This is a genomic window from Campylobacter sp. CH246, from assembly GCF_004378835.1.
In the GTDB taxonomy this organism is placed as follows: Bacteria; Campylobacterota; Campylobacteria; order Campylobacterales; family Campylobacteraceae; genus Campylobacter_D; species Campylobacter_D jejuni.
The window spans coordinates 113,161-138,560 of sequence record NZ_RYYA01000005.1 but is presented as its reverse complement, the minus strand read 5'-3'; the positions used below and the strand labels follow the sequence as shown (position 1 = coordinate 138,560).

22 protein-coding genes are annotated in these 25,400 nt (G+C 31.0%); 3 read left to right on the top strand and 19 right to left on the bottom strand.

What is annotated here, in order from left to right:
- Positions 1 to 499: 499 nt before the first annotated feature.
- The 19 genes from ELQ06_RS05465 to lepA all read right to left on the bottom strand — a co-directional run bounded on the left by ELQ06_RS05465 (position 500) and on the right by lepA (position 20,236).
- Positions 500 to 949, bottom strand: coding sequence for a hypothetical protein (locus ELQ06_RS05465; RefSeq protein WP_079460096.1), 450 nt, complete (start codon positions 947 to 949; stop codon positions 500 to 502).
- Between the two features lie 15 nt (positions 950 to 964).
- Positions 965 to 4,210, bottom strand: a complete 3,246-nt coding sequence (ccsA, locus tag ELQ06_RS05460; protein ID WP_052797697.1) for a cytochrome c biogenesis protein CcsA — start codon at positions 4,208 to 4,210, stop codon at positions 965 to 967.
- 17 nt (positions 4,211 to 4,227) lie between these two features.
- On the bottom strand, positions 4,228 to 4,923 hold the full coding sequence (locus ELQ06_RS05455) for an ABC transporter ATP-binding protein (RefSeq protein WP_052793807.1): 696 nt from the start codon (positions 4,921 to 4,923) through the stop codon (positions 4,228 to 4,230).
- The gene (locus ELQ06_RS05450; RefSeq protein WP_052793806.1) at positions 4,910 to 5,680 is read right to left on the bottom strand and encodes an ABC transporter ATP-binding protein; all 771 of its coding nucleotides are present in this window, start codon (positions 5,678 to 5,680) and stop codon (positions 4,910 to 4,912) included. The genes ELQ06_RS05455 and ELQ06_RS05450 overlap by 14 nt, the downstream gene beginning before the upstream one ends.
- The gene (locus ELQ06_RS05445; RefSeq protein WP_052793805.1) at positions 5,677 to 6,729 is read right to left on the bottom strand and encodes a branched-chain amino acid ABC transporter permease; all 1,053 of its coding nucleotides are present in this window, start codon (positions 6,727 to 6,729) and stop codon (positions 5,677 to 5,679) included. The genes ELQ06_RS05450 and ELQ06_RS05445 overlap by 4 nt, the downstream gene beginning before the upstream one ends.
- Positions 6,729 to 7,625, bottom strand: coding sequence for a branched-chain amino acid ABC transporter permease (locus ELQ06_RS05440; protein WP_002852952.1), 897 nt, complete (start codon positions 7,623 to 7,625; stop codon positions 6,729 to 6,731). The genes ELQ06_RS05445 and ELQ06_RS05440 overlap by 1 nt, the downstream gene beginning before the upstream one ends.
- 18 nt (positions 7,626 to 7,643) lie before the next feature.
- On the bottom strand, positions 7,644 to 8,753 hold the full coding sequence (locus ELQ06_RS05435; protein ID WP_052793804.1) for an ABC transporter substrate-binding protein: 1,110 nt from the start codon (positions 8,751 to 8,753) through the stop codon (positions 7,644 to 7,646).
- Between the two features lie 21 nt (positions 8,754 to 8,774).
- A complete protein-coding gene (locus ELQ06_RS05430) occupies positions 8,775 to 9,890 on the bottom strand; it encodes an ABC transporter substrate-binding protein (protein ID WP_052793803.1) in 1,116 nt (371 codons plus the stop codon).
- Between the two features lie 30 nt (positions 9,891 to 9,920).
- Positions 9,921 to 10,355 carry a c-type cytochrome gene (locus ELQ06_RS05425; RefSeq protein WP_052793802.1) on the bottom strand — a complete coding sequence of 145 codons (435 nt, stop codon included), beginning with the start codon at positions 10,353 to 10,355 and terminating at the stop codon, positions 9,921 to 9,923.
- 8 nt (positions 10,356 to 10,363) lie between these two features.
- Complete coding sequence (locus tag ELQ06_RS05420) at positions 10,364 to 10,555, bottom strand: mini-MOMP protein (protein ID WP_052793801.1); 192 nt, start codon at positions 10,553 to 10,555, stop codon at positions 10,364 to 10,366.
- Positions 10,556 to 10,606: 51 nt separating this feature from the next.
- On the bottom strand, positions 10,607 to 11,113 hold the full coding sequence (locus ELQ06_RS05415) for a YqhA family protein (protein WP_002852919.1): 507 nt from the start codon (positions 11,111 to 11,113) through the stop codon (positions 10,607 to 10,609).
- A gap of 8 nt (positions 11,114 to 11,121) precedes the next feature.
- Positions 11,122 to 12,153: an aspartate-semialdehyde dehydrogenase gene (locus tag ELQ06_RS05410; RefSeq protein ID WP_052797696.1), complete on the bottom strand. Its 1,032-nt coding sequence runs from the start codon at positions 12,151 to 12,153 to the stop codon at positions 11,122 to 11,124.
- The gene (gene flgR / locus ELQ06_RS05405) at positions 12,153 to 13,454 is read right to left on the bottom strand and encodes a fla regulon two-component system response regulator (protein ID WP_052793800.1); all 1,302 of its coding nucleotides are present in this window, start codon (positions 13,452 to 13,454) and stop codon (positions 12,153 to 12,155) included. Before flgR ends, ELQ06_RS05410 begins: the two co-directional genes overlap by 1 nt.
- Positions 13,455 to 13,510: 56 nt before the next feature.
- Positions 13,511 to 13,960, bottom strand: a complete 450-nt coding sequence (gene flgQ, locus ELQ06_RS05400) for a flagellar assembly protein FlgQ (protein WP_002888259.1) — start codon at positions 13,958 to 13,960, stop codon at positions 13,511 to 13,513.
- Positions 13,936 to 14,451, bottom strand: a complete 516-nt coding sequence (flgP, locus tag ELQ06_RS05395) for a flagellar assembly lipoprotein FlgP (RefSeq protein ID WP_002852972.1) — start codon at positions 14,449 to 14,451, stop codon at positions 13,936 to 13,938. Before flgP ends, flgQ begins: the two co-directional genes overlap by 25 nt.
- 66 nt (positions 14,452 to 14,517) lie before the next feature.
- Positions 14,518 to 17,106 (bottom strand): DNA topoisomerase (ATP-hydrolyzing) subunit A, encoded by a 2,589-nt coding sequence (gene gyrA / locus ELQ06_RS05390; protein ID WP_052797695.1) that lies wholly within the window; start codon positions 17,104 to 17,106, stop codon positions 14,518 to 14,520.
- 40 nt (positions 17,107 to 17,146) lie between these two features.
- Positions 17,147 to 17,722 (bottom strand): ComF family protein, encoded by a 576-nt coding sequence (locus ELQ06_RS05385; RefSeq protein WP_002853564.1) that lies wholly within the window; start codon positions 17,720 to 17,722, stop codon positions 17,147 to 17,149.
- Positions 17,719 to 18,363 carry an outer membrane lipoprotein MapA gene (gene mapA / locus ELQ06_RS05380; RefSeq protein WP_002852941.1) on the bottom strand — a complete coding sequence of 215 codons (645 nt, stop codon included), beginning with the start codon at positions 18,361 to 18,363 and terminating at the stop codon, positions 17,719 to 17,721. The genes ELQ06_RS05385 and mapA overlap by 4 nt, the downstream gene beginning before the upstream one ends.
- A 76-nt stretch (positions 18,364 to 18,439) precedes the next feature.
- A complete protein-coding gene (lepA, locus tag ELQ06_RS05375) occupies positions 18,440 to 20,236 on the bottom strand; it encodes a translation elongation factor 4 (protein WP_002837927.1) in 1,797 nt (598 codons plus the stop codon).
- Between the two features lie 126 nt (positions 20,237 to 20,362).
- On the opposite strand from lepA, the gene cmeD reads away from it, so the two are divergent.
- Genes cmeD through cmeF form a run of 3 tightly spaced genes read left to right on the top strand, consistent with a single transcriptional unit; the run spans position 20,363 to position 25,394 of the window.
- The gene (cmeD, locus tag ELQ06_RS05370; protein ID WP_002890037.1) at positions 20,363 to 21,637 is read left to right on the top strand and encodes a multidrug efflux RND transporter outer membrane subunit CmeD; all 1,275 of its coding nucleotides are present in this window, start codon (positions 20,363 to 20,365) and stop codon (positions 21,635 to 21,637) included.
- Positions 21,634 to 22,374, top strand: coding sequence for a multidrug efflux RND transporter periplasmic adaptor subunit CmeE (gene cmeE / locus ELQ06_RS05365; protein ID WP_002797145.1), 741 nt, complete (start codon positions 21,634 to 21,636; stop codon positions 22,372 to 22,374). The genes cmeD and cmeE overlap by 4 nt, the downstream gene beginning before the upstream one ends.
- Positions 22,375 to 22,376: 2 nt before the next feature.
- Positions 22,377 to 25,394, top strand: a complete 3,018-nt coding sequence (gene cmeF / locus ELQ06_RS05360) for a multidrug efflux RND transporter permease subunit CmeF (RefSeq protein WP_002890039.1) — start codon at positions 22,377 to 22,379, stop codon at positions 25,392 to 25,394.
- The last annotated feature ends 6 nt before the right edge of the window (positions 25,395 to 25,400 follow it).

Below are 25,400 nucleotides of genomic sequence, written 5' to 3'. Positions count from 1 at the left end.
TCCCTTGCGGCTTGCACCAAACAAACTTTTAACTAAGCCTATCTTCCTTTCTATTGATTTATTTTATTTTTTAATTTATATTTTTCTTGCTTATGCTAAAAGATAAGATTCAATCATAAATAAAATGTATTAAGAAGTCAAAGAATTTGTTTGGTATAATTATAAAAGGTAGATGCCAAAGGTGGCTACCTTTGGCATTAATGGCTGTGATTAAATTGTCCAATAAAATTATGGTAATTATTATACTATTATGTATAATAGTTGTCAAGTGTTATTAATACTTGATTTCCCCTTTTTAAAGGGGAGCTATAATTTCCCTTTGGCTTACCAAACAAACTTTTAACCAAGCCTATCTCCTTTCTATTGAATTTCTATATTTTAAAAATTTTATTTTTTAAAAAGTATATGTTAAAGTATATGTTATTTGTATTATTAATTTTTAAAGTATGTTATTTTAGGTATTTTCACTATAAATCACAGTCCTCTTGAGCGCACCATATTATTTACCTTCTTTAATTTTTCTTTTAGCTAATCCCATATGCTCGTAAGCATCAATTTCTTTTTTGTAAGATCCAGAAATTTTCTTAAGTTCTTTATTTAAGTAACTTACAGTTTGTGCACTTGCATTAATATTTGCAGCCAACGCAGAAATAAATTCTAGTTTCTTTTTTGTTGCTTCATCTAATTCTTTAGAAGTTTTTGAACCAAGTTTATGTGTCTGCACATAAAGTTTGGCAAGTTCTTTTAATTCAATATCTGTTAGCTTAACATCGGAAGCAGCAATTATCATTTTATCTAAGTCTGTATCAAATTTTTTAGTCTTTTCGGCTACATGCTGCTTTTGGCTAGTTTTTTGCTTTTTAATTGTTTTTTTGCCATCACTTGTAATAAGATAAGCAATCATGGCTAAAAACAATAAAAGCGCTAAAGCAGCACAAAAAATAACCAAAAAAATATGGCTCATTTAAAGTTTGCCCACAAAATTTCGCTTCCTTCTTGCAAAAAGAGCTAAAACCACCATCAATGCAAATCCCCAATAAACATAATCAGGAATTTGAGCCGCTTCGCCTGCAGCGTAAGAATGAAGTCCTGTTAAAAAGTAATTTACTCCAAAATAAGTCATAATAATAACCCAATAAGCAAACATACTCCATAAAGCAAACACAAATTGATTACAATATTTTGGAATCATTCTAAGATGCAAAATTGCTGCATAAACCAAAATACTAACTAAAGCCCAAGTTTCCTTAGAATCCCAACTCCAATATCTCCCCCAACTTTCATTTGCCCAAATTGCACCTAAAAAATTTCCTACAGTAAGCAAACAAAGTCCAAAAATCATTGCCATTTCATTAATTCTTGTAGCCTCTGTAATATTTCTCAAAATATTAAGATTATATTTTCCATCTTTCTTAAGAAAACACATTAAGAACAGTGTAAATATACCAAGTAAGGCACAAAGTCCTAAAAATCCATAACTAGCAGTAATAACAGATACATGAATACTAAGCCAATAAGAATTGAGCACAGGAACAAGATTTGTAATTTGCGGATTCATTTCGCTTAAATGTGCAACCATTAATACAACACCGGATAAAATAGAAGTTAATGACAAGGCTATAGGACTTTTTCTAGAGAAAAATATACCCGACAAAGACAATGCCCAAGCTATATACACCATACTTTCATAGCCATTACTCCACGGAGCATGACCTGATAAATAAGCACGAAGTCCAAGACCTACTGTATGAATTACAAAAGCTAAAACATTTAAAACATATACCACTTTAAATATAAAAGAGATTTTTAAATTCGGTACAACCATTTTAGAAAAAACAAGAATCAAAAGTAAAAAACCCGCAATTAAATATACAGGAGCGAGTTTAACGAAAATTTCAGCCTTATTAGAAAAAATTTCCATTTCAACCTTGGTTTTACTAGGCATGACTTTATATCCTATTTTTTCTTGATATTCTTTGATAAATTTCAAACCTTCATCAGCTCTAGTCCAATTACCATCTTTAAAAGCATTTTCCACGGCACTAAAATAATTCTGTATTAAAGCCAAAACAATATGCCCTTCATCCCCCTTAAGAGTAGTTACAGCAGAAAAAGGTGCAAGCCAAACATTATTTGGATTATTTTGAACAGGAATAAATTTAAATAATTCACCACTAAAAACTAAATTTACAACATTAGCTCTTTCATCTAGTTTTATAATTTCCTTATCAAAAACTCCTCTTGCATTTGGGTTTTTACGATTTGCATTTTCAACATATTTTTGAAGTTTATATCGGTTATTCTCATCAAAGAAATCTTTATAAGAAATATATTTAGCGCTAGGAATTTCTAAAATATTTGCAATAGCATCACGAACTGCTTGATTTTGTGGCATTAAAATAAAAGGTTCCATTTGCCATTTATCTACATCAACGAGCATGGAAAGCATAACAGCGTTAGAATTTTGACCCTTATAGCTATCACTTTGATGAATTTTTTCTAAAATTTCTCTTGATAGTGTATCAAAAGGCACCATTCTTCCATCTGCTGATTTTTGAACTATTAAAGTGGCAAGAGCTTTAGCATGATTAGTATTTACCACAGGTAAGGTCGAATTTAAATCTTGAGCAAAAGTCTTTTCAGAACCAAAAGATAACAATAAAATAAAAATAATCACACTTGTATGTTTTAAAGTGTCTTTATTAATTAATCTTGCCAAAGTTCTAAATCTAGAATGTGGATTTAAAAAATTCATAAACATTCCAAGACAAAGCAGAAAATAACCTATATAAGTTGGTATTTTGCCCGGATCTTTATTTACAGATAAAACAGTCCCTTTTTCATCTTGATCATAAGAACTTTGATAAAATCTATAGCCATCATAATCTAAAACATTATTCATAAAAATTCTATAATCAAAATTTTCATTATTATTTTTTACAGTAATTTCACTTGCATAAGACGCTGGAGACATAGAACCTGGATAACGATCTAATACAAAATCTCTTAAATAAATATCAAAAGGCAATTGTTCATAAGAAAGTGCCCAAGAAATAAAGAATTTTTGACCTGCAAGTTCTATCATAATAGGTTTATTATATTCAAAAATATAAAATTCTTTATTTTCATTTTTATAGCTTAATTCTAATTTCAAAGCATTAGAGCCAGTTAATTCTAAGTTTTTATTCTCATTACTTAAGGCAAAATCTTTAAAATGCAATAATAAAGAATTTTTCCAATTTTGAGGCTCGCCAAAAGTAGAAATCAACATAGTTCTACCCACTTCTAACCAAGCAGATTTAAACCATAACCAAAAACTTTCATCTTGAGGTCTATTGGAACCTTCTAAAGCTTCTTGCGCGTGCAAAGAAGCAACTTTAACTACAAAGCTGATATCATTAATTTCATAGAGTCTTCTTTCCTTAGCATTTGCCTTTTCTCCAATTTTAAGGTCTAAATTTTGTCCATCTAGCATACTTAGAAAATGTAAGTTTTCACTTGAACTTAAAGTTAAATTTTCATCAATTTTTACAAAAGGTGCTTTAACATTATCATTCATAAAAGCAAAGTTAACCCCTTCTATATTCTTAACTTCACCTTTTTCAAATTTAACATCAACGCCTTGAGATCCTTTTTGAGAAAGCATCAAAACCAATAAAGGATCAGAATTATTATTTTCTTTATAAGTATAATGAGCATTTAAGATTAAATCTTTATATTTTAATACAGCTTGATCATCACCTAAATTAAGTTTTAGTTTAAAAGAATTAGCAAAAGGCAAATTTCCTATATAACGATCATTAACCGCACTATAGCGTTCTCCATCTTTTATAGCAGAAATACGCAAAGAAGTCTTAGAACTTTCTATAAGTGAATTTTGAGTATGCTCTCTAATAGGTAAAATACCTTCAAAACCAGCATATCTTGTCATTGCAGAACCCACTAAAATAAATAAAAAAGAAATATGAAAAATCATTAAAGGTAATTTTTTAAGCCCAAACATTTTATAACGAAACATCCCGCATAGTAAATTAATACCAAGTAAAAGTTGTATATATTCAAACCAAAAAGTATCATAAACCATTGCCCAAGCCGTAGGAGTTCCATAAGCACTTTCAATAAAAGTTGCCAAAGCACAAAAAAGCGCAAAAAGCAAAAACAATACAACCGAAACTCTTAAATCCCCTATGCTTTTTATTATATTTTTCATTCTTTTTCCTTTAAATTTTAAAGCCCTAAATATTTCTTTCTAATCTCATCATCACCTATTAAATTTTTAGCCTCGTTTTCCATTACAATGCGACCATTTTCCAAAACATAAGCATAATCACTTATTTTTAATGCAGAATAAGCATTTTGCTCTACCAAAAGAATAGTTATACCCTCTTCTTTTAAACGCACAATAATATCAAAAACTTCACCCACAATCTTTGGAGCAAGTCCCAAAGAAGGCTCATCCAACATCAAAAGTTTTGGTTCACTCATTAAAGCCCTTGAAATCGCAAGCATTTGCGCTTCTCCTCCACTCAATGTTCCAGCTAAAGCATGCTTTTTACTTGCAAGTCTTGGAAAAAGTTTATACATTTGCTCTCTTAAATGCTCATAATTTTCAGCATTATTAAAAGCACCTATTTTTAAATTTTCCTCTACGCTTAAATTAATAAAAACACGCCTTCCTTCAGGAACTAAAGCTATACCTTTTTGAACTAAAGTATGAGTTAAATGCCTTTTAGTATCATAACCTAAGAAATTAACCTCACCAGTTCTTTTAACTGAGTTTAAAAGCGCATTTAAAGTTGAAGTTTTACCTGCTCCATTTGAACCTACAAGAGAAACAATATGACCTGTTTCCACTTTAAAATCAATCCCTTTAACAGCTTCAATTAATCCGTAATAAACATGCAAATCTTTAACTATTAGCATCAAAATCCCCTAAATACGCAGCAATTACTTCTTTATGATTTACAGCATCGCAAAGTTTACCTTCAAAAATTGTTTTTCCATAATCAAGCACCAATACACGATCACACAATTTATTGACAAATTTCATATCATGCTCTATAAGCAAAACGCTAATTTTATAATCTTTTCGTAATTTAAAAATGAGCTCAGCAAGTTCATCGCTCTCAGAGCTATTCATCCCAGCGGCTGGCTCATCAAGCAATAATAATCTTGGCTGAGTAGCCATTGCTCTTGCAATCTCAACTTTTCTTTGTTGTCCATAACTTAAGCTAGTAGCCTTTTCATTGGCAAATTCTACAATACCAAGTTCTTCTAATATTGTATAAGCCTTCTCTTTAAATACTTGTTCTATTTTTCCAAAACGCCCTAAATGCAAAAAGGCTTCAAAAATATTATATTTCATTTGTTTATTAAAACCAATAAGAACATTTTCAAGCACATTCATACTTGAAAAAAGCCTAATATTTTGAAATGTTCTAGCTATTCCTAAATGCACAATCTTATGAGGTTTTAAGTGATCAATTCTTTCTCCTAGAAATTCAACCGAACCTGAACTAGGTTTATAGTTACCTGTTATAATATTAAAAAGAGTTGTTTTACCAGCCCCATTAGGTCCAATTAAAGCAAAAATTTCGCCCTCATTGATTTTAAAAGAAGTTTCATTAATAGCCTTAACACTACCAAAACTTTTTGAAATTTGTTTTAATTCCAAAATCATTTTTCACTCCTTTTAAAACGCTTTTTAATCCCTCTAATCACATCACTCAACTCGTAATAACCCATTATGCCTTTTCTTGCAAAAAGCATTACCAAAATCAGAACAATAGAAAAAACAACCATTCTAAGCCCTGGTGTTGATTGGATATCAAGATTTAAAGAATCTATTTTTATATTTAACTCATCTAAAAATCTAAGCCACTCACTTCCACCAATAACCAATATCGCACCTATAATAGCACCTGTAGTAGAACCAAGTCCACCTAAAACAATAATAATCAAAAGCTGAAAAGTAAGTAAAAAATCAAATTGAGTTGGAGATACGGTAGTCAACAGACAAGCTAAAAGTCCGCCACCTACACCTTCTAAAAATGCTGAAGTGCTAAAAGCTAAAGTTTTTATCCAAAAAGTATTTATTCCCATAGCACTTGCAGCATCTTCATCATCTCTTATAGCCTTCATTGCACGACCATATTTAGAATAAACTATATTTAAAATTAAAATAACCGCTACAATAGCAATACCACCTGTCCAATAGATCGTGGAAAATTGTGGAATATCTACCAGTCCTCTTGAGCCATTAGTAATAGAAGGAAAATTAATAGCAGCTATTTTAATAATTATTCCAAAGCCTAAAGTTACAATAGCCAAATAATCCCCTCTCACGCGAAATACAGCAAAAGCCAAAATCAGGGCAAGTAAAGATGAACAAATTCCAGCCACAATTAAAGCTAGAATAAAGGAATTTGAATGGATGGCTAAAATAAAAGAACTAGGACCATCTAAAAAAAACTGATCATTTTTCGCATCAGCACTCAAAAGAACTAAAGCAGCCGCATAAGCTCCAATCGCAACAAATCCATTGGGTTCTAGTGAAAATTGTCCAGTTACACCATTAATAAGGTTGTAACTCACAGCCAAAATAATAAAAATAGCAATTTGATTAACAATGTTTAATCCATAGTCCCCAAAAATATAAGGAGAAATGAAAATAAAAATAATTGAAGCAATTAAAAAGATTAAATGTGAAACCTTAATTCTAACCATCATTAAAACCTACTCTTTTCAAAATTTATACCTAAAATTCCCGTAGGCCTAAATAACAATATAAACACCAAAAAAATAAAAGCAAATGCATCTTTAAAGCCTGATAAATCTGGAAAAAAAGCCACAACAACAACTTCAGTAAATCCTATAATAAGTCCACCCAAAACTGCACCTACTACAGAACCTATACCTCCTAAAACTGCAGCAGCAAAAGCTTTCAAACCTATTAAAGTTCCCATAGTAGGTTCAACAGAGTAATAATTTGCAGCCCAAAAAACACCCCCAACTGCTGCCAAAGCTGAACCTAGGGCAAAAACTATAGCAATAATACGATTTGCATCTATACCCATTAAATTTACTGTTTGTATATCAAATGCCAAAGCACGAATAGCTATACCATATTTGCTTTTATACAAAATCCATAACACTGCTATTAAAATAACAAATGTAAGAGCAGGAACCATTAAAGAACCATAAGTTGTTATCACTCCACCAAAATTAACACTTTCCTCAAAATAACTTGGCGGTGTAAAAGTTCTAGGTGTTGAAGTAAAAAGCATATTAAAAAGATTTTGCAAGAAAAAACTAATACCGATTGCTGTAATCAACAATGAAATTCTAGGAGCCTGTCTTAAAGGTTTATAAGCGATTCTATCTGTAGCTATTCCAACACAAGCAGCAAAAATCATTGCTAAAGACAAAGCTCCTAGAAAAGGAACATTTAGATTAGTCATGCAAAAAAGAGCCGCATAAGCACCAACCATCATAATATCGCCGTGAGCAAAATTAATAAGTCTTAACACGCCATAAACCATAGTATAGCCAACAGCAATAAGGGCATACATACTGCCCAAACTAAGTCCATTAACAAGTTGTTGTAAAAATAAAGTAGAATCCATAATCTTTCTATTTTTCCTTTAAGGATTGATAATATCTTTATAATTTTGCTTCTGATTTTTAATTTCTTTAACCACTACAGAACGAGTTGCATTTCCTGTTTGATCAATACTGATAACACCAGAAACACCTTGATAATTTTTAGTTTGGTGAATTTTTTCATTGACACACTTACTAGTAAGATTTTCAACGCAAGCATTCATAGCATTTAGCATTACAAAATACGCATCAGCACCCATAGCCGAAAAATTTGGAACTTCTTTTGTTCCCTTAGCTTTTTCATAAACACTGATAAATTCTTTGCTTAATTTTGTAGTTGGATTATTAGCATCAAAACTATCTGTGAAAATATAACCCTCGCTTGCATCTCCAGCTAAACTAATAAAAGTTTGATCAGCAACTCCATCTGCAGAACCCATAGGAATATTTAAACCTGCGAGTTTTGATTGTCTTGCAAATAAAGAAGCTTCACTATAATAAAGTGGTAAAAAAATAAATTCTGGATTTAAACTTTTAACTTGAGCTACAATAGCTCTAAAATCTTTATCACCTGAATTAACTCTTAAAATTCTAAGAATTTGACCGCCATTAGACTTGTACTGTTTTTCAAAAGCTTTTGCTAAACCTAAGGAATAGTCAGTGCTTTGATCTACTACAATAACAGCACTTTTGTAATTAAGTTTTGAAAAAACATATTTTGCTAAAGATGAACCTTGAAAACTATCCATAAAACATACTCGAGAAGAATATATTTTTTTATCAAGCAATCTATCACCAGTTGCAGCAGGAGCGATCAATGGAATTTTATTATCTTCTGCTACGCGCATAACTTGCAATGTATTAGCAGTAACCATTTCCCCTATAAGGCCTATAACTTTATCTTGAGAAACTAAACGATTTGCTCCACTCGAAGATTCTAATTTATCACCTTTAGTATCAATAATAGCAAGAGAAACCCTATCTCCATTACTTAAAGTTGATTGCATTGAATTTGCAAGTTTAATCCCTTCTAGTGCACTTTGTCCATATGCTGCAGTAGCTCCGCTAAGTGGTAAAACAACTCCTATTTTGACTTCCGCAGCACTTAAACTTAAACTTAGAATACTTGCTAAAATTAAACTTTTTTTCATTCTCTACCTTTATTTTAGTAATTATGGATTTATAATTGTTTTATAATTTTGTTTTTGATTTTGAATTTCTTTAATCACAACAGAACGAATGGCATTACCGCTTTCATCTATGGTAATCACACCACCAACAGCTTGAAAATCTTTAGTTTGATGAATTTTGCTATTAATACATTCGCTGCTAAGATTATCAACGCAAGCATTCATAGCATTCAACATTACAAAATACGCATCAGCCCCCATAGCCGAAAATGCTGGAAGTTCTTTTGTTCCTTTAACTTTCTCATAAGCTGCAACAAAATCTTTTCCTAATTGTGTAGATGGATTGTTATAATCAAAACTATCAGTGAAAATTACTCCATTAACAGCACTTCCGCCAAGATCTATAAAAGTTTGATTGTTAACACCATCTCCTGCTGCTAAAAGTTTATCAAAACCAATTTGTCTTGCTTGTCTCGCAATTAAAGCAGCTTCAGGATGATAAATAGGCATATAAACAAAATCAGGATTTAAACTCTTAAGTTGAGAAACCACAGCTCTAAAATCTTTATCTCCTGAATTAATAACAAGTTTTTTTATAATTTTTCCACCATTATTCTTAAAAGAATTTTCAAAAGCTCTTGCCAAACCTAAAGAATAAACATTGCTTTGATCTATAATGATAACAGCATTTTTAAGCCCTAAATCCTTAGATATATAAGTGGCAAATTTATCTCCTTGAAAACTATCTTTAAAACAAACTCTACTTGCATATTTCTTTTTATCTAGCAATTTATCTCCAGATGCCACTGGAGCTATTAGTGGAATTTTTTTCTCTTCTACTATAGAAATAGCTTGAATGGTATTTGGAGTTGTAGCTTCACCAATAATCCCAAGGACTTTATCTGTTGCTATTAAACGATTAACTCCATTTGAAGTTTCAAGCTTATCTCCTTTTGTATCTATTGTGATAAGTTTAACAACATCTCCATTTGAAAGTTTTGGCTGTAGCTTATTAGCCAGTTCAATTCCGTTAAAAACATCTTGCCCATAAGCTGCCACAGTTCCAGTTAAAGGTAAAACTACTCCTATATTAATATCCTTAGCATATAAGCAATTTACCATAGTTAAAACACCTAAAGTTAAAGTTAGTTTTTTCATAGCATTCCTTTTAATTATAGTTTTTACATTTTATTTTAGAAATATATTATGTTTTGTTTTTTGCGCAGGTTCTTCTTCAAGAAGGTCTTTTACTTGCAAATCAAGTGCAAAATTTCCACCTTTAATATAAGCAATAATATTATCTACATCCTCGTGGCTTAAATTTCTAGCATAAAAAGCCATTTGAGAAGCTGTTGTAGAACTACTACTATCAAGAGTATAACCTATCAAAGCTCCTTTAATATCCTCAGGAGACATATCTTTTAAAATTCTAGATCCTATAACACTCTTTTCAGCATTATCTCCATGGCAAGTATTGCATTTATTTTGAAAATACAAAGCCTTCGCTTTTTCCATATCATATTGCTTATTTGCATCAAAGGTATAAGTAAAAAATGATTTCAAGTTAATACCAAAAAGCGCAACAACAAATATTGAACTAATAAACAACCAGCGTGCAATCATGATTTTCCTTATTTTATTGTAATTTCCGTTTGTGTTTTATTTTGATATCTATGTGTTTTTTTGTTGTAATTTTTTTCTTTTTTAATATCATAGCAATAACGAACAGTCCCTGAAACTTCTATATCTTTAAAGACTTCATCTAATGGAGCTGCAAAAACAAAATGATTTAAAATCATACCAATTAAAAATATTTTTTTCATTTTTATTCTTTAAACACAAAAAACGATTATATCAAAAAAAGATAATCCTTGTTAATGACCACCTTTATGTAAAAAATAAAGTCCTACACAAAGAGCTAAAATCGATCCAGCAAGAAAAGCCATATCCACAGGAGTAGCAAATTTCATCTGCAAAACCCTTTGAAAGAAATTTACCACTAAGACCATAATGATAACTTTTGCAAGCTTGTCTTTTAATTGATCTAAGCTATGCACCTCTAAAACCTTGCTTTGTTTTGTTTGTTTAAATTCTTCTATTTCGCTGATAAAAAGCTCATAAACTCCAAAAGAAAAAATAAACAAAACTAAAGCCATAAGATAAAGATCAACAGCCCCTATAATTAAAGCCACCACATCCTCATGCAAATCCACATTAGAACCTGCATCAAAAAAATAATTATAAGTATAAAATATAACCTTTAAAACATCATAACTTGCAATAAAAAACAATACAAAAGCCCCAATTAAACCAAAAATTACGGGTAAAATTGTAACAATACGACTTCTAACAAGCAAAGATTCAAATATTTTCTCTAACATTTTTTTCCTTATTTATTTTTTAATTCTAACCATTTTTGCGCAATACGCACAGCATTTGTTGCAGCACCTACACGAATTTGATCTGCCACACACCAAAGATGGAGTATTTTTTTATCATACACATCAGCACGAATTCTTCCTACATAAGTTTCATTAGTATCGCTAGTCATTAAAGGCATAGGGTATTTTTTATTTTTAGGATCATCTATGACAACAACACTTGGTGCTTTTTCTAAAATTTCTTTAGCTTTTTTTACATCTATTTCTTTTTCAAAATGCATAGTAATGGCTTCGCTATGACTTCTTAAAACAGGCACTCTTACACAAGTTGCCGAAACTTCTAAATTTTTATGTAAAATTTTTTGAGTTTCATTAACCATTTTAAGTTCTTCTTTAGTGTAATCATTATCCATAAAAACATCAATTTGTGGAATAAGATTAAGTGCCAAAGTATAAGGAAAAGTTTGAGGTTCAAATTCATCAAGTTTAAAAGCAAAAAAACTTTGCATGGCTTCAACCAATTCTTGCATTCCTTCTTTTCCTGCTCCACTTGCAGCCTGATAGGTACTTACATCAACACGCTTTAAACTAAATGCATCATTTAAAGGTTTTAAAACTTGCACCATTTGTATGGTAGAACAATTTGGATTAGCAATAATCCCTGTTTTTTTCCAATCTTTAATATCCTCAGGATTGCATTCAGGAACCACCAAAGGAACATCTTTTTCCATTCTAAAATGACTTGTATTATCAATAACAACAGCACCAGATTCTACTGCAAATTTAGCATATTTTTCACTCACACTTCCACCTGCGCTAAAAAAAGCAATATCAATAGGATTTTCTTTAAATACACTTTCAGTAAGTTCTTTGACTTTATAAGCTTTGCCTTTAAATTCTACTTCACTACCTACACTTTTTGCGCTTGCTAAAGGCAAAATACTTTCCACCGGAAAATCAAGTTCATCTAAAACATTTAAAAGCTCTTCCCCAACCGCACCAGTAGCACCCACAATGGCTATTTTTTGTTTTTTTGACATTACTTATCCTTTATTTGATATTTTTTAATTTTTTCATTTAAAATTTTTATATCCATACCTAAAATTTGGGAAGCTTGATCCTTATCATAATCTACGCTTAAAAGAACTTCACAAATCAATTCTTTCTCTAAATTCTTTACATCTTTTTTTATACTTCTAGCCTCTAAGAACAAATCTTCACTTGAAATTTCATCATTTTCACTTAAAATACAAGCTCTTTGCACAACAGATATTAATTCTCTAATATTACCAGGAAAATCATATTCAAGTAAAGCATTTTTAGCTTCTTGGCTGAGTTGTTTTTCCTTAAAATCATATTCTTTGCAAGTATCTTCTAAAACCTTTTGAGCTATACCTAAAATTTCTTCTTTACGCTCTCTTAAAGGCGGAATATTAATAGGAACAGTGTTTAAACGATAATATAAATCTGAACGAAATTCGCCATTTTTTATTTTTTCATCTAAATTTGCATTAGTTGCACTAATAATTCTTACATCTATTTTGATACTTTTCGTACTTCCAAGTCGTGTGATTTCTTTTTCTTGCAAAGCTCTTAAAAGTTTGGCTTGAATTTCATAAGGCATTTCGCCAATTTCATCTAAAAATAAAGTGCCCTCATTAGCCATTTCAAAAAGCCCTATTTTAGTTGCATTAGCATCGGTAAAAGCACCTTTTTCAAAACCAAAAAGCTCACTTTCAATCAAATTTGCAGGAATGGCTGCCATATTAATAGCAACAAAAGGCTTATTAGAGCGTTTAGAATGAGTGTGAATATAACGAGAAAATACCTCTTTTCCTACTCCACTCTCTCCAAAAAACATTACAGAGGCATCAGTTTTAGCCGCTTTTTGACTTAAATTTAATGTTTTTTCTAAATTAGGAGAAGTTGAAAAAAAATCTTTATTTTCTTCTTTTTTTTCATTTTTTTTGCTTTTTTTATCGGCTGTTTTTTCTCTTATGATTTTAGCACGCTTAATAGCCTCGACTAAAGTATCAATATCAAAAGGCTTGGTTAGAAAATCTTTTACTCCCAAACGAACCGCTTCTATAGCACGGCTTAAAGTAGCATTTCCTGTCATAATAATAAAATCATATTTATTTTCACAGGCTTTAACAAATTCTATGCCATCAATTCCTGGCATATTAATATCTGTAATAATCAAATCTGTATTATCATCTATTTTTTTTAAAGCCTCAGTGGCAGATTTATAAGATTTAATATTAAATTCTTCATACTCTGCTAATGCAATTTCTAAGGATTTGCGCATATTAATATCATCTTCTACTATGACTAAATTCATCCTAAGCCTTTTAAAAAATTTCTGCTATGGTATCCAATTTGCGCTTAATTTTGAATTTACTTTTTTTTAAGATAATAAATTATCGCATTTTGTTCGCCAAATTCCACGGTAAAACGCAAGGGTAAAATTTTGACATAAGTTTCGCTTTGGGCATGTAATAAGTCAGTATTAACAATATCCTTAACACTGATTCTAGCTCCTATAAAGCAATCGCTTAATTCATCTTTATGAGAATTTAAAAAATTAAATTTAATTGTTTTTGGCATATTATCATCAATCAATCCTAAAGAAGTTCGAGGTAAAACTTTTAAATCTTGATCACTATAAGAAATTTCACATACCCATTGTTCTTCAACATTTTCGCTTTGCGTCATTGCTAAGGATAAATTTTGATTTTGATGAAAGAGAATGAAATTTTTACTAGAAAGCTCTGCCCAAAAAATAAATTCATCTTGGGCAAAAAGCTTAAAGCTAAGAAAGATTAATAAGCAAACAATTCTTTCCACTTGTCTGCATCGATTTTAAGTTCTAAGTTTACTCTATAAAGCCCTTGATTAAAATTCTCATCAATAATACTTGCATTTTTTATCAAACCATTTACTTGCGCAGTAATAGTTGAACTTCTAAGCATTGCATCTTTTACAGTATCTTTACCATTCACTTTCACACCATAAAGCTTACTTGCAAGCTGTCTGTAAGCATCTGTAATCGCTGCTCTTTTTGCTAAAGCTAGCGCTTGAGCAGTAGAAACTGTATTCATCGGAGCAATCCCTTCACCAACTGCTGTAAAACTAAGTTCCGTTTCGCTAGCATCTGGAGCCAACATTTTTTCTTCTCTGATAATATCACGCACATCATCTTTATCGACTTTTTGCACGATAACATCTTGAGATGGGGCAGTGCTATTTGCACTTGAATTTTTAGTTGCACTGTTTGCACTTGGTACACAACCAGCAAAAATTCCTGCTATTGCTAGCATAAAATAAATTTTTTTCATTTTTACACCTTCAAAATATTGTAATTAGTAAAATAAAAAGCAATAAGCGTTCCAACTTTAAACTTATTACAAATCTAAACCAAAGTTTTCATCGCTTAACTCATCCTCATTATTTTCCTCTTTAGGACACTTAGCGATGCTAACCACCTCGTCATTTTCCACATTAACCACGATGACACCACTTGTATTACGCCCTGCTTTTCTAATGCTTTGCATATCAACACGTATCATCTTGCCTGAACTTGTAAGAGCCATCAAATCCATAGTTTCATCTACTATAACTACGCTAATAAGATCTTTGGTTTTTTCTGTAAGTTTCATACAAATTACACCCTTACCACCTCTGCTTTGCAATCTATATTCTCCAGCATTGGTGCGTTTTCCTATACCTTTTGCACTCACACTTAAAATTTCTTGCTCATCATTTTCTATAACAACCGCACCTACTAATTCGTCATTTTTCTCTTTAAATTTAATAGCCGTTACCCCACGACTTACACGGCCGATTTCACGTACTTTAGCAAGTGGGAATTTGATACACATACCTTTTTTGGTTACTGCAAAGAGCATTTTACCTTGTGTACTTACACTTTCTTCATTTTCAAGATTTTCATCATCTAAATTTTCAATTTCTTGATTTTCTAAATTTTCTTCACCACCACTGGCAAAAATTTCATCTTCATCTCTTTGAACAATAATAGCAGTTACCAACTCATCATTTTCATCTAAGTTGATCGCTCTAACTCCAACACTTCTAATATTTTGATATTCACTCAAATTTGTACGCTTTACAATACCATTTTTAGTAAAGAAACATAAAGATTTACTCTCATCAAAATCCGTGGTTGGAATAATAGCCATGATTTTTTCTTCAGCTTGTAAATTGATAAGATTTACCACTGCTTTTCCTTTGGCCGTTCTTGAGCCTTCAGGAATTTTATAAACTTTAAGCCAATAAAGCTGTCCACGATCTGTTACAAACATAAGCGTATCATGTGTATTTGCCGTAAAGAAACTTTCTATAAAATCATCATCATAAGTCGTAACGGCTAATTTTCCTTTTCCGCCTCGTTTTTGCTTTTCATATTGTTTACTAGGTACACGCTTAATATAACCACGATGCGTGATAGTTACAACCATATTTTCATTAGGAATCAAATCTTCAATATCAATATCATCATAATCATCTTCAATTTGAGTAATACGCGGCACATCAAATTTACTTCTAATTTCTTTTAATTCATCGCGAATTAAATTTTCAAGCAAGGTTTCACTTTTTAAAATTTCTTCAAGTCTTGCAATTTCTTTCATTAATTCTGCAAGTTCATTTTCGATTTTTTCTCTTTCAAGTCCCGTTAAACGACCAAGTTTCATATCTAAAATAGCATTGGCTTGAAGCTCACTAAGACCAAATTTAGCTACCAAAGAATCTCTTGCGGTATTATTGTCAGAACTATTTTTAATTAAAGCAATCACTTCATCTATATTATCAAGTGCAATTTTAAGACCTTCTAAAATATGAGCTCTTGCTCTTGCCTTTTGAAGTTCAAAAATCGTTCTTCTAATAATAACTGTTTTTCTATGGGTTAAGAAAAGATTTAAAAGTTCTAACAAAGAGAAAATTTTAGGTTCTTTATTGTGAATTGCCAACATAATCACACCAAAAGTACTTTCCATAGTAGTAGATTTAAATAGATTATTTAAAACAATTTCACTCATAGCCTCACGTTTAAGCTCTATAACAACGCGGATTCCTTCTTTATTGCTCTCATCTCTTACTTCAGATATTCCTTCAATTTGCTTTTCTTTAACAAGCTCTGCAATCTGCTCTATAAGCCTAGCTTTATTGGTTTGATAAGGAAGCTCATCTATAACAATAACATCTTTATTTGTCTTTTTTTCAATATGAGTTTTAGCGCGCACTTTCACGCGACCACGCCCTGTGCGATAAGCTTCTATAATACCTTTTTTACCATAAATTATTCCACCTGTTGGAAAATCTGGACCTTTGATAAACTGCATAATCTCTTCTAAGCTTGCATCTTTACTATCGAGCAAATATAAAAGTCCATCTATCAACTCATTTAAACTATGAGGTGGGATGTTTGTCGCCATACCTACAGCTATACCACTTGAACCATTTAATAATAAATTTGGAACCCTAGAAGGTAAGACATCAGGTTCACTTTCTGAACCATCATAATTTGGAACAAAATCGACCGTATCTTTATCTATATCTTTTAAAAGCTCATGAGAAAGTTTACTCATTTTTGCTTCAGTATAACGCATCGCAGCAGCGCTATCACCATCTATAGATCCAAAGTTGCCTTGTCCTGTAATACTTGGATATCTCATAGAAAAATCTTGAGCCATTCTAACCAAAGCATCATAAACTGCTATATCTCCATGTGGATGATAACGACCTATAACAGCACCCACTATACGGGCTGATTTGACAAAATCTGTTCTACTTTTTGCCTCATCATTTTGCATAGCATATAAAATTCTTCTATGAACAGGCTTTAAACCATCTCTTGCATCAGGCAAAGCACGACCTATAATAACACTCATAGAATAGTCTAAGTAACTACTTTTTATAGAATTTTCTATATCTACAAGTTCAATATCAGAATCCTTGCTAAAAATATTCTCCATAAAAATCCTTCTATTAGTTCAAAGTTTTGATTATAGCATATTAAACTTTTGCATCAGCTAAAACAAGAGCAAAAAGTACAGAAATTTTATTTTCTTCTAAAACTTTTTTAGCTTCCAAAAGGCTAGAACCAGTCGTTACAATATCATCTACTAAAATTACAGGTTCGTGAATGGTTTTTAAGAGTTTGTAATTTCTTTTATGTTTTTGACGAAATTCTAAACTTTTTCCAGAATATTTAATATGATTTTGTGCTTTTAAAACATTAAAAACAGGTTTTACAAATTTTGTTTTAAGATATCTAGCTAAAATAGCAGAATGCGAATAAAGCATATCTTCAACCTTATCATCTAAAGCTATAACATTAATTGTCATTCTAGGATCAAAAAAATCTTTAAATTTTGCAAAACTTAATTTAGCAAGCATTTTATAAACAAAATAACCATAAAAATAATGTTTAGAGTGAAGCAAGTGTTGTATTTCATGGTATTTATAAAAAGAATAGACTTTGAAATTATTATCAAGCTTTCTTACATTTAAGGAAAATTCAGAAAGCTCTAGCTCGCATAATTCACAAAAGCAGAGCAGAGCAAAAGCTCCGCAATTTATACACCTCAAAGTTCAGAGATTAAACTAGCTGCTTTATTTGCCATTTGTTTTATTAACAAATGAGTATAAAAAGTTGTTTCTTTTAAATCATCAAAACCTTGTACATCTTGCTTGGTGCGGATTGTAAATTTCTTATTTTTATTTATATCACTAACTTGCAAAACTCCTACTAGTTTTGAATGTAATCCTATAGCATCTTGAGTTGCTCCATAAGATATAAATTCTAAATCAATCTTACTCACATAAGGTGAATTTTGATCGTTATTGTCAAGCACAACTATTCCTCTAGCTTCAAGTTCTTGTTTTAAATAAGTATAAAATACCGCATTAAAATTCACATCAACAAATAACTTTTTCCCTTTAGCATTTAAAACCTTTTGCCCTTCTTTTAAATCATAAAATCTATGTAAATAAACCTTTTTCAAAGCAATACCGGTGTCTAAAGTGCGTTTATTGGCACAACATTGAATTCCAACATCGCTAATGTACAAAAGCCCTTTAATCTTTGCTTCAAAACCACCAGGACTTTCACAAGAACTGCATTGAGAATTTTTAGAAATTTGATTAACTTGAGCAAAAGTATCTTGTTTAGTTGCACAAGCACTCAAAAATAAAATAGGCACTATAAAAATCAAAAATTTTTTAAACATTTTTTCTCCTTAGAAAATTATTTTAAAATTGTATTAAAAATACAAGCAAATTTCAAGCCAAGTTTTAAATTTATCATCAATCTATCTTTAAAACACTCAAAAAAGCCTCTTGAGGTAAATTTACCTTACCTATAGCTTTCATTCTTTTTTTACCTTCTTTTTGCTTTTCTAAAAGCTTTCTTTTTCTAGTAATATCCCCACCATAACATTTTGCTGTCACATTTTTACCCATGGATTTAACAGTTTCTCTTGCGATGATTTTATTTCCAATACTTGCTTGAATGGCCACTTCAAAAAGCTGTCTAGGAACTATTTCTTTCATAGCACTAACAAGTTCTCTTCCTTTACTTTGCGCTTTTTCATTAGGCACGATAATGCTTAGCGCATCAACATTTTCACCCGCTACCTTAATATCAAGTTTTACCAAATCCCCTACTCTAAATTCTATAGGCTCATAATCAAAACTCGCATAACCTTTTGTTAAGGACTTTAATTTATCATAAAAATCCATCACAATCTCATTTAAAGGCACATCATATTCTAGCAAAACACGCTCAGGTGTGATATAGTCCATTTTAACCTGCACTCCTCTTTTGCGATTTAAAAGAGTGATTAAATTCCCTAAAAATTCACTTGGAGTAATGATAGTAGCTTTAACATAAGGCTCTTTTATATGATCAATTTTATTAACAGGAGGAAGCTCGCTAGGATTTTGAATTTTAATAAGCTCTCCATCGGTTTGATAAATTTCATAAGTCACAGTTGGAGCTGTAGCAATCAAATCAAGATTAAATTCTCTCTCAAGCCTTTCTTTGATAACTTCCATATGTAAAAGCCCTAAAAATCCTACCCTAAAACCAAAGCCTAAGGCCAAAGAAGTTTCAGGCTCATAAGTAATAGAACTATCATTAAGCTTTAATTTATCCAAAGCATCTCTTAAATCTTCAAATTTATCCGTTTCTATAGGATAAAGTCCCGCAAACACAAAAGCTTTAGCCTTTTCAAAACCACCTATGGCTTCTTTAGCTTTGTTTTTTACCAAAGTGATGGTATCGCCTACTTGTACATCACCTACGGTTTTAAGCCCTAAAACCACCACACCTACTTCGCCTGATTGTAAAGATTGAGTTTTAATTGGACTTAAAGGGTGGGGATAAAAAAGATCTTGAACTATATGTTTTTTATCCGTACTCATGACTAAAACTTCATCGTTTTTAGCAATACTTCCTTCATAAATCCTAACCAAAGCCAAAGCACCCAAATAATTATCAAACCAAGAATCATAAATTAAAGCCTTAGTAGGAGCTTCATCATCTGTTTTTGGTGCAGGGATTTTAGTAATAATTGTTTCTATAAGCTCTTTTATACCCACTCCTGTTTTTGCACTCACGCAAATTGCATCTTTGCAATCTATACCTATAATATGCTCGATTTCATGCTTTACTTTCTCAACATCAGCATTAGGTAAATCGATTTTATTAATCACAGGAATGATTTCAAGATTATTTTCAAGCGCTATATAAACATTAGCTATAGTCTGTGCTTCAACACCTTGAGAAGCATCTACTACAAGCAAAGCCCCTTCACAACTTGCCAAAGAACGACTCACTTCATAAGAAAAATCCACATGGCCAGGAGTATCAATAAGATTTAAAACAAAATTTTCATTATTAAATTTATAATTTAAACGCACTGATTGTGCTTTTATGGTGATACCACGCTCTTTTTCTATATCCATAGTATCCATAACTTGTGAACTCATCTGCCTATCGCTAATAGCACCACACTCGCTAATAATCCTATCTGCAAGAGTAGATTTTCCATGATCTATATGAGCTATAATAGAAAAATTTCTAATATTTTTTACCGACAAAATTTCATCCTAAATATAAAATTTTAAAGCTAGGATTTTAACAAAATTTATGTTTAAAACAAATAAATTTTATTTTATATAAAAAACTTCAATTGAAATTTATATAAAGTATATTAAAATATCAAAATGTTTAAAAAATATTTAAAATCAGCTATATTTTTAGCTCTTTATCCCTTAGCAATGTTAGCTTCTAATTTGCACGAATTTATAACACTAAGTCAAAATAATGAATCCTATCTCATTAAGAAAATGCAAAGCGAACAAGCAAATTTAGACAAAGAACAAGCTTTTAGAAATTACCTACCCTCTCTTAGTCTAAGCTCAGCTTATGTAGCCAACAATAAAGATCGCTTCATTATCGATCCACAAGAAAGTTTATTTGCTAAAGTTTCTCTTAATTTTTTGCTTTTTGATGGGGGTGCTAGAGAGGCTAATTTAAGAGCTTTAGAAAGCAGAGAAAAATTAAGCTTTTTAGACAAAGAACAAAATAAAAATTACCTTGCCCTAAATGCAATCACACTTTATTTTAACACCTTAAGTCTTGAAAAAATTTTACTAGCCAATCAACAAAAAGTATCTTTTTTAAAATCAACTTTTGAAAGATTGCAAAAATTTTACGACGCGGGACTTAGCTCTAAAGATGAACTTGAAAGCATTAAGGCTAAATACCATTTAAGCTTATTAGAGCTCAGTCAAAATGAATTAAAACTTGCCAATATACAAAAAGAGATTAAAATTTTAAGCGATACAGATTTTAAAGTGCAAGGGAATGCTTTTTTAGAAAATCCGCAACAAGAAAAAAGTCAAAACTATGAAGTAATGATAGCTAAAGAACAAATCAATCTTGCTAAAGAAAGTGTAAATTTAGCAAAAGCTGAATATTTTCCAAAATTTTATATTCAAGATAATTTTAACTTTTATAAAAACAATTATAATCCAAAAGTTCCAGCTCCTTTTGCAAATTTAGCGGATCAATTCTTAGAAAAATATTCTCAAGGTAATCAATTTATTTTAGGTATGGAATGGAAAATTTTTGATTTCAATGCAAGGGCTAAAGAAGTTGAAAAAGAGCGTTTAAATGTTCAAATAGCCAATGCAAATGCAAGATTTAGCGAGAGAAAAAATAAAGAAGAATTAAATTATTTAGACAAAAGTTTAAAAGTTTTACAAGAACAAATTTTAGCTCTTAATCTTAGCTTAAATGCTGCAAATTTAGCTTTTGAAAGTGTAGATAAAAAATACCAAGCAGGACTTGTTTCTTATGTAGAATATCTTCAAGCTTTAGAGGCTAAATTTAAAGCACAAAGCGATTTAGAGCTTGCTAAAAATGAATTTGAAATTACTAAAGCAAATTATTATTTTAATGCGGGTATAGATCTTAATTCAAAGGTTAAAGAATGAAAAAAATTCTATTTTTACTTCTTGTTTTTAATTGCGCCTTTGGCGAAGAAATTTACGCAAGTTTCAATGTAGAAGCATCAAAACAAAGCAAACTTGCCCTTGAAAGCATAGGTTTGGTTCAAAAAATTCCTGTAGAAATTGGACAAAAAGTCAGCAAAGGAGAACTTTTACTTGCTCTTGATCAAGAAAGTGAAAAAATAGCTCTTCAAAATGCTCAAAATTCTTATCAGCTTGCCCTTGTAGAATACGAAAATACCAAAAGTAGGATGCAAAAAATCAAAGCTGTAGAAAATGTTATAGACAAACAAAGCTATGAAGATATGAAAGCTAAGTTTGATGCTGCTAATTTAAATTTAAACAAAGCAAAAATCAATATAGCTTATTATAAAAATATCATGGCAAAAAAAGAATTACGCGCACCTTATGATGCTATTATCGCAAACAAATTTATACAAGTGGGCGAAGGAGTAGGAGGAGTAGCTCAACCTTTAATAGAAATTTTTTCCTATCCACAAAGCAAACTGATTTTAAGTTTTGATGAAAAATATAAAGATAAAGTTAGATTAGGCGATGATTTCTTTTATAAAATCGATCAAAATGGTACAGAATTGAAAGGAAAAATCAGCCTTATTTATCCAAGTATAGAAGTAAAAACAAGAAAAATTTATGCTGAAGTGCAAACCACAAATCTAACACCAGGGCTTTTTGGTGAAGGTAGAATCATCACTAAAGATTAAAAATGTTTAAACTAGCTATAAACCGACCTATTACCGTGCTAATGTTTTTCTTAGCTCTTATGATTTTTGGGCTAATCTCTGCTTTTAGCATGAGTGTAAATTTATTTCCTAATGTTTCCATACCTCTTATAAAAATCACAAGCAAGATAAATGGGGATTTAAATTTCGTAGAATCAAAAGTCACTAAAGAAATAGAAAATGCTTTAAGTGAAATCGATGGAGTAAAGACCATAACCTCAGCTGCGTATGATAATTTTAGTGTGAGTGTAGTGGAGTTTAAACTGGGTAAAAATCTTGAAGTAGCTGCTAATGATGTGCGTGATAAAATAGGAACTTTAAGCCTACCTTCTAAGCCTGAAATTGAAAAAATCAGTTCAGATTCTGGTTCTGCTATTTCGCTTTTTTTATATTCTAAAGATAAAATACAACTCATGCGTGAAATCAATGATAAAATAAAACCTTTTTTGCAAAGAGTTGAAGGAGTAGGTAAAATCGAAGCTAAGGGGTTTTTAGAACCCCAAATTCGCATAGAATTAAAACCAAACGAACTTAGAAAATACAATCTTAACGCCCTTGATGTAGCAAATATCATCAAAAGTCAAAATTTTAAACAAGCCCTAGGCGAACTTAACAACAATCAAGATAACTATATCATCAAAGGCTATTTTGAAGCCACAAATTTAGAAGAACTTAGTAATCTTCGCATAAAAACAGGGGTATTTTTAAGTGATATTGCTAATATTTCAAGCCTTTATGAAGATGAAAAACAAAGTGCTTTATACGAAGGTAAAGAAGGGGTGCTTTTAGAACTCGGAAAAATCACAAATTATAACACCCTTGAAATGATTAAAAATGTCAAAAATGCCTTGCCTATTTTAGAAAAACAAATTCCAAAAGATATAAGCATTAATATGCTTTATGATAAAAGCTTAAATATCCACAAGCACCTTTCTCAAGTGATTTTTGATATGGTTTTGGGGATTTTTCTAACCCTTGTTATCGTGTTTTTATTTTTAAGAAATTTAAGTGCAACTCTCATTGCTTGCATAGCTATACCTACTTCTATCATTTCAACTTTTTTTATTATCGATCTTTTAGGCTATGATTTAAACCGCTTAACTTTTATAGCTTTAACCTTAAGCATAGGAATTTTTATCGATGATGCTATAGTAGTGATTGAAAATATTGCTAAAAAACTAAAAACTTATCCGCCTTTACAAGCTGCTTTTTTAGGTATCAATGAAATAGGTTTTAGTGTTTTAAGCATAAGTATAGTTTTACTTTGTGTTTTTATCCCTATTTCTTATATGAACTCTATATCAGGGCTTTTTTTCAATGCCTTAGGCATAAGCGTTGCAAGTGGGATAGTTATAAGCTTTTTGGTTTCTGTATTTTTAATACCTAGTATTGGGGCAAGATTTTTAAATCCAAAAGAAAACAAGTTTTATGAAAAAACAGAAGCTTTTTTTGAAAAAATAGAGCAAAAGTATGAAAATTTACTCTATAAAATTTTACAAAATAAAGTAAAATTTATCCTAGCCACTCTTGTTTTTATAGGGCTTTCTTTTGCTTTAGCCACTCGCATAGGGCTTGATTTTTTACCTATGGAAGATGATAGTGAAATTCAAGTTTTGCTTGAAAGCAAAAAGGATTTAAGTTTAGAAGCCATGAAAGAAAAAAGTTTAAATTTGCTTGAAAAAATCAAAAATGATAGCAATGTCAAATACGCTTTTTTACTTGTAGGCTATGATGATGCCAAAGATGCTACAAAGGCTAAAATTTATGTTAAACTTAAAAATTTAGACGAAAGAAATTTAAGACAAACTGCCATAGTAAGTTTATATCGTCAAAAATTTCAAGATGAAAGTTTAAAAATCAAAATTTTAGAACTTCCAAAGATAGAGGGTGCAGGCATTGATGATCCCGTGCAATTTTTAATCTTAGGAGATGATTTAAACACTCTAAAAGAAGCTGCTTCTCAGGCAAAAGAAATTTTAGGCACTAATGCACGCATTGTAGATATAAGTGATAATGCTAATGCTACAAAAGATGAAGTAGCCTTACACATCAACAAAGAAAAAGCCAAACTTTTAGATGTCAATCCTCAATATATCGCTGGGGTTTTAGGGTATTCTTTCTCGCAACTTAGCGTAGGAAGCATGGATAGAGGCAATTCAAAAGATGATATTATCCTAAGTTTTGCTCCAGAATTTAAAAAAGACATAGAAGCTTTAAAGCGCATTAGCATTAAAAACAACCAAGGTATAAATTTAGAACTTTCAAGCGTGGTGGATTTTATATACAGTAAAGATTTAAAAACTATCAATCGTTACAATAAAAACCGCTCTGTGAAAATCACAGCTGGAGTGAATGATCTTTCCTTAGGAGCGGTGCAAAAACTTTTACTAGATAATATGGATAAAATTTTAAATAACAATCCAAGTCTTAGCTATGCTTTTTCAGGCTTTATCAATCTTTTAGGTGAAACCGTGCAAGGTTTTGCTATGGCAGTAGCACTTGCTTTTGTTTTAATTTATCTTGTTTTAGCCGCACTTTATGAAAGTTTTATTCTGCCTTTAATCATCATGATAACCATGCCTTTAGCCTTTGGCGGAGCTTCTATAGGGCTTTTTATCACAGGGCATAATTTTTCACTTTTTGTACTTATTGCCATCATCTTACTTTTTGGTATGGTAGGGAAAAATGCTATTTTACTCGTAGATGTAGCTAATAAAAAATGCCATGAAGGTTTAGATCCCGATAAAGCTCTTTTAATCGCTGGAAAATCGCGCTTAAGGGCTATATTGATGACAACTTTTGCTATGATTTTTGCTATGCTCCCACTTGCTCTTTCAAGGGGTGCGGGCTATGAAGCTAATTCTCCTATGGCAATAGCCATTATCTTTGGACTTATAAGTTCGACTTTGCTTACCTTACTCGTAGTACCTGCACTTTTTCAATTTTGTTTTAAACTAGATAGCAAATTAAGAAAAATTTATGAGAGAGAAAAATTAAATTAACCCAAA

Excerpts from the sequence above, each read along its gene's own strand:
- ELQ06_RS05450 (WP_052793806.1), bottom strand. The coding sequence starts at position 5,680 with ATGATTTTGGAATTAAAACAAATTTCAAAAAGTTTTGGTAGTGTTAAG.
- flgP (WP_002852972.1), bottom strand. The coding sequence starts at position 14,451 with ATGAAAAAAATTTATTTTATGCTAGCAATAGCAGGAATTTTTGCTGGT.
- flgR (WP_052793800.1), bottom strand. The coding sequence starts at position 13,454 with ATGAATTTAGTCATAGTAGAAGATGATATTAATATGCGCAAATCCTTA.
- cmeD (WP_002890037.1), top strand. The coding sequence starts at position 20,363 with ATGTTTAAAAAATATTTAAAATCAGCTATATTTTTAGCTCTTTATCCC.
- ELQ06_RS05425 (WP_052793802.1), bottom strand. The coding sequence starts at position 10,355 with ATGATTGCACGCTGGTTGTTTATTAGTTCAATATTTGTTGTTGCGCTT.
- ELQ06_RS05410 (WP_052797696.1), bottom strand. The coding sequence starts at position 12,153 with ATGTCAAAAAAACAAAAAATAGCCATTGTGGGTGCTACTGGTGCGGTT.
- ELQ06_RS05430 (WP_052793803.1), bottom strand. The coding sequence starts at position 9,890 with ATGAAAAAACTAACTTTAACTTTAGGTGTTTTAACTATGGTAAATTGC.
- ELQ06_RS05445 (WP_052793805.1), bottom strand. The coding sequence starts at position 6,729 with ATGATGGTTAGAATTAAGGTTTCACATTTAATCTTTTTAATTGCTTCA.
- gyrA (WP_052797695.1), bottom strand. The coding sequence starts at position 17,106 with ATGGAGAATATTTTTAGCAAGGATTCTGATATTGAACTTGTAGATATA.
- mapA (WP_002852941.1), bottom strand. The coding sequence starts at position 18,363 with ATGTTTAAAAAATTTTTGATTTTTATAGTGCCTATTTTATTTTTGAGT.
- ELQ06_RS05420 (WP_052793801.1), bottom strand. The coding sequence starts at position 10,555 with ATGAAAAAAATATTTTTAATTGGTATGATTTTAAATCATTTTGTTTTT.
- ELQ06_RS05455 (WP_052793807.1), bottom strand. The coding sequence starts at position 4,923 with ATGCTAATAGTTAAAGATTTGCATGTTTATTACGGATTAATTGAAGCT.
- ELQ06_RS05415 (WP_002852919.1), bottom strand. The coding sequence starts at position 11,113 with ATGTTAGAGAAAATATTTGAATCTTTGCTTGTTAGAAGTCGTATTGTT.
- ccsA (WP_052797697.1), bottom strand. The coding sequence starts at position 4,210 with ATGAAAAATATAATAAAAAGCATAGGGGATTTAAGAGTTTCGGTTGTA.
- cmeF (WP_002890039.1), top strand. The coding sequence starts at position 22,377 with ATGTTTAAACTAGCTATAAACCGACCTATTACCGTGCTAATGTTTTTC.
- ELQ06_RS05435 (WP_052793804.1), bottom strand. The coding sequence starts at position 8,753 with ATGAAAAAAAGTTTAATTTTAGCAAGTATTCTAAGTTTAAGTTTAAGT.
- ELQ06_RS05440 (WP_002852952.1), bottom strand. The coding sequence starts at position 7,625 with ATGGATTCTACTTTATTTTTACAACAACTTGTTAATGGACTTAGTTTG.
- cmeE (WP_002797145.1), top strand. The coding sequence starts at position 21,634 with ATGAAAAAAATTCTATTTTTACTTCTTGTTTTTAATTGCGCCTTTGGC.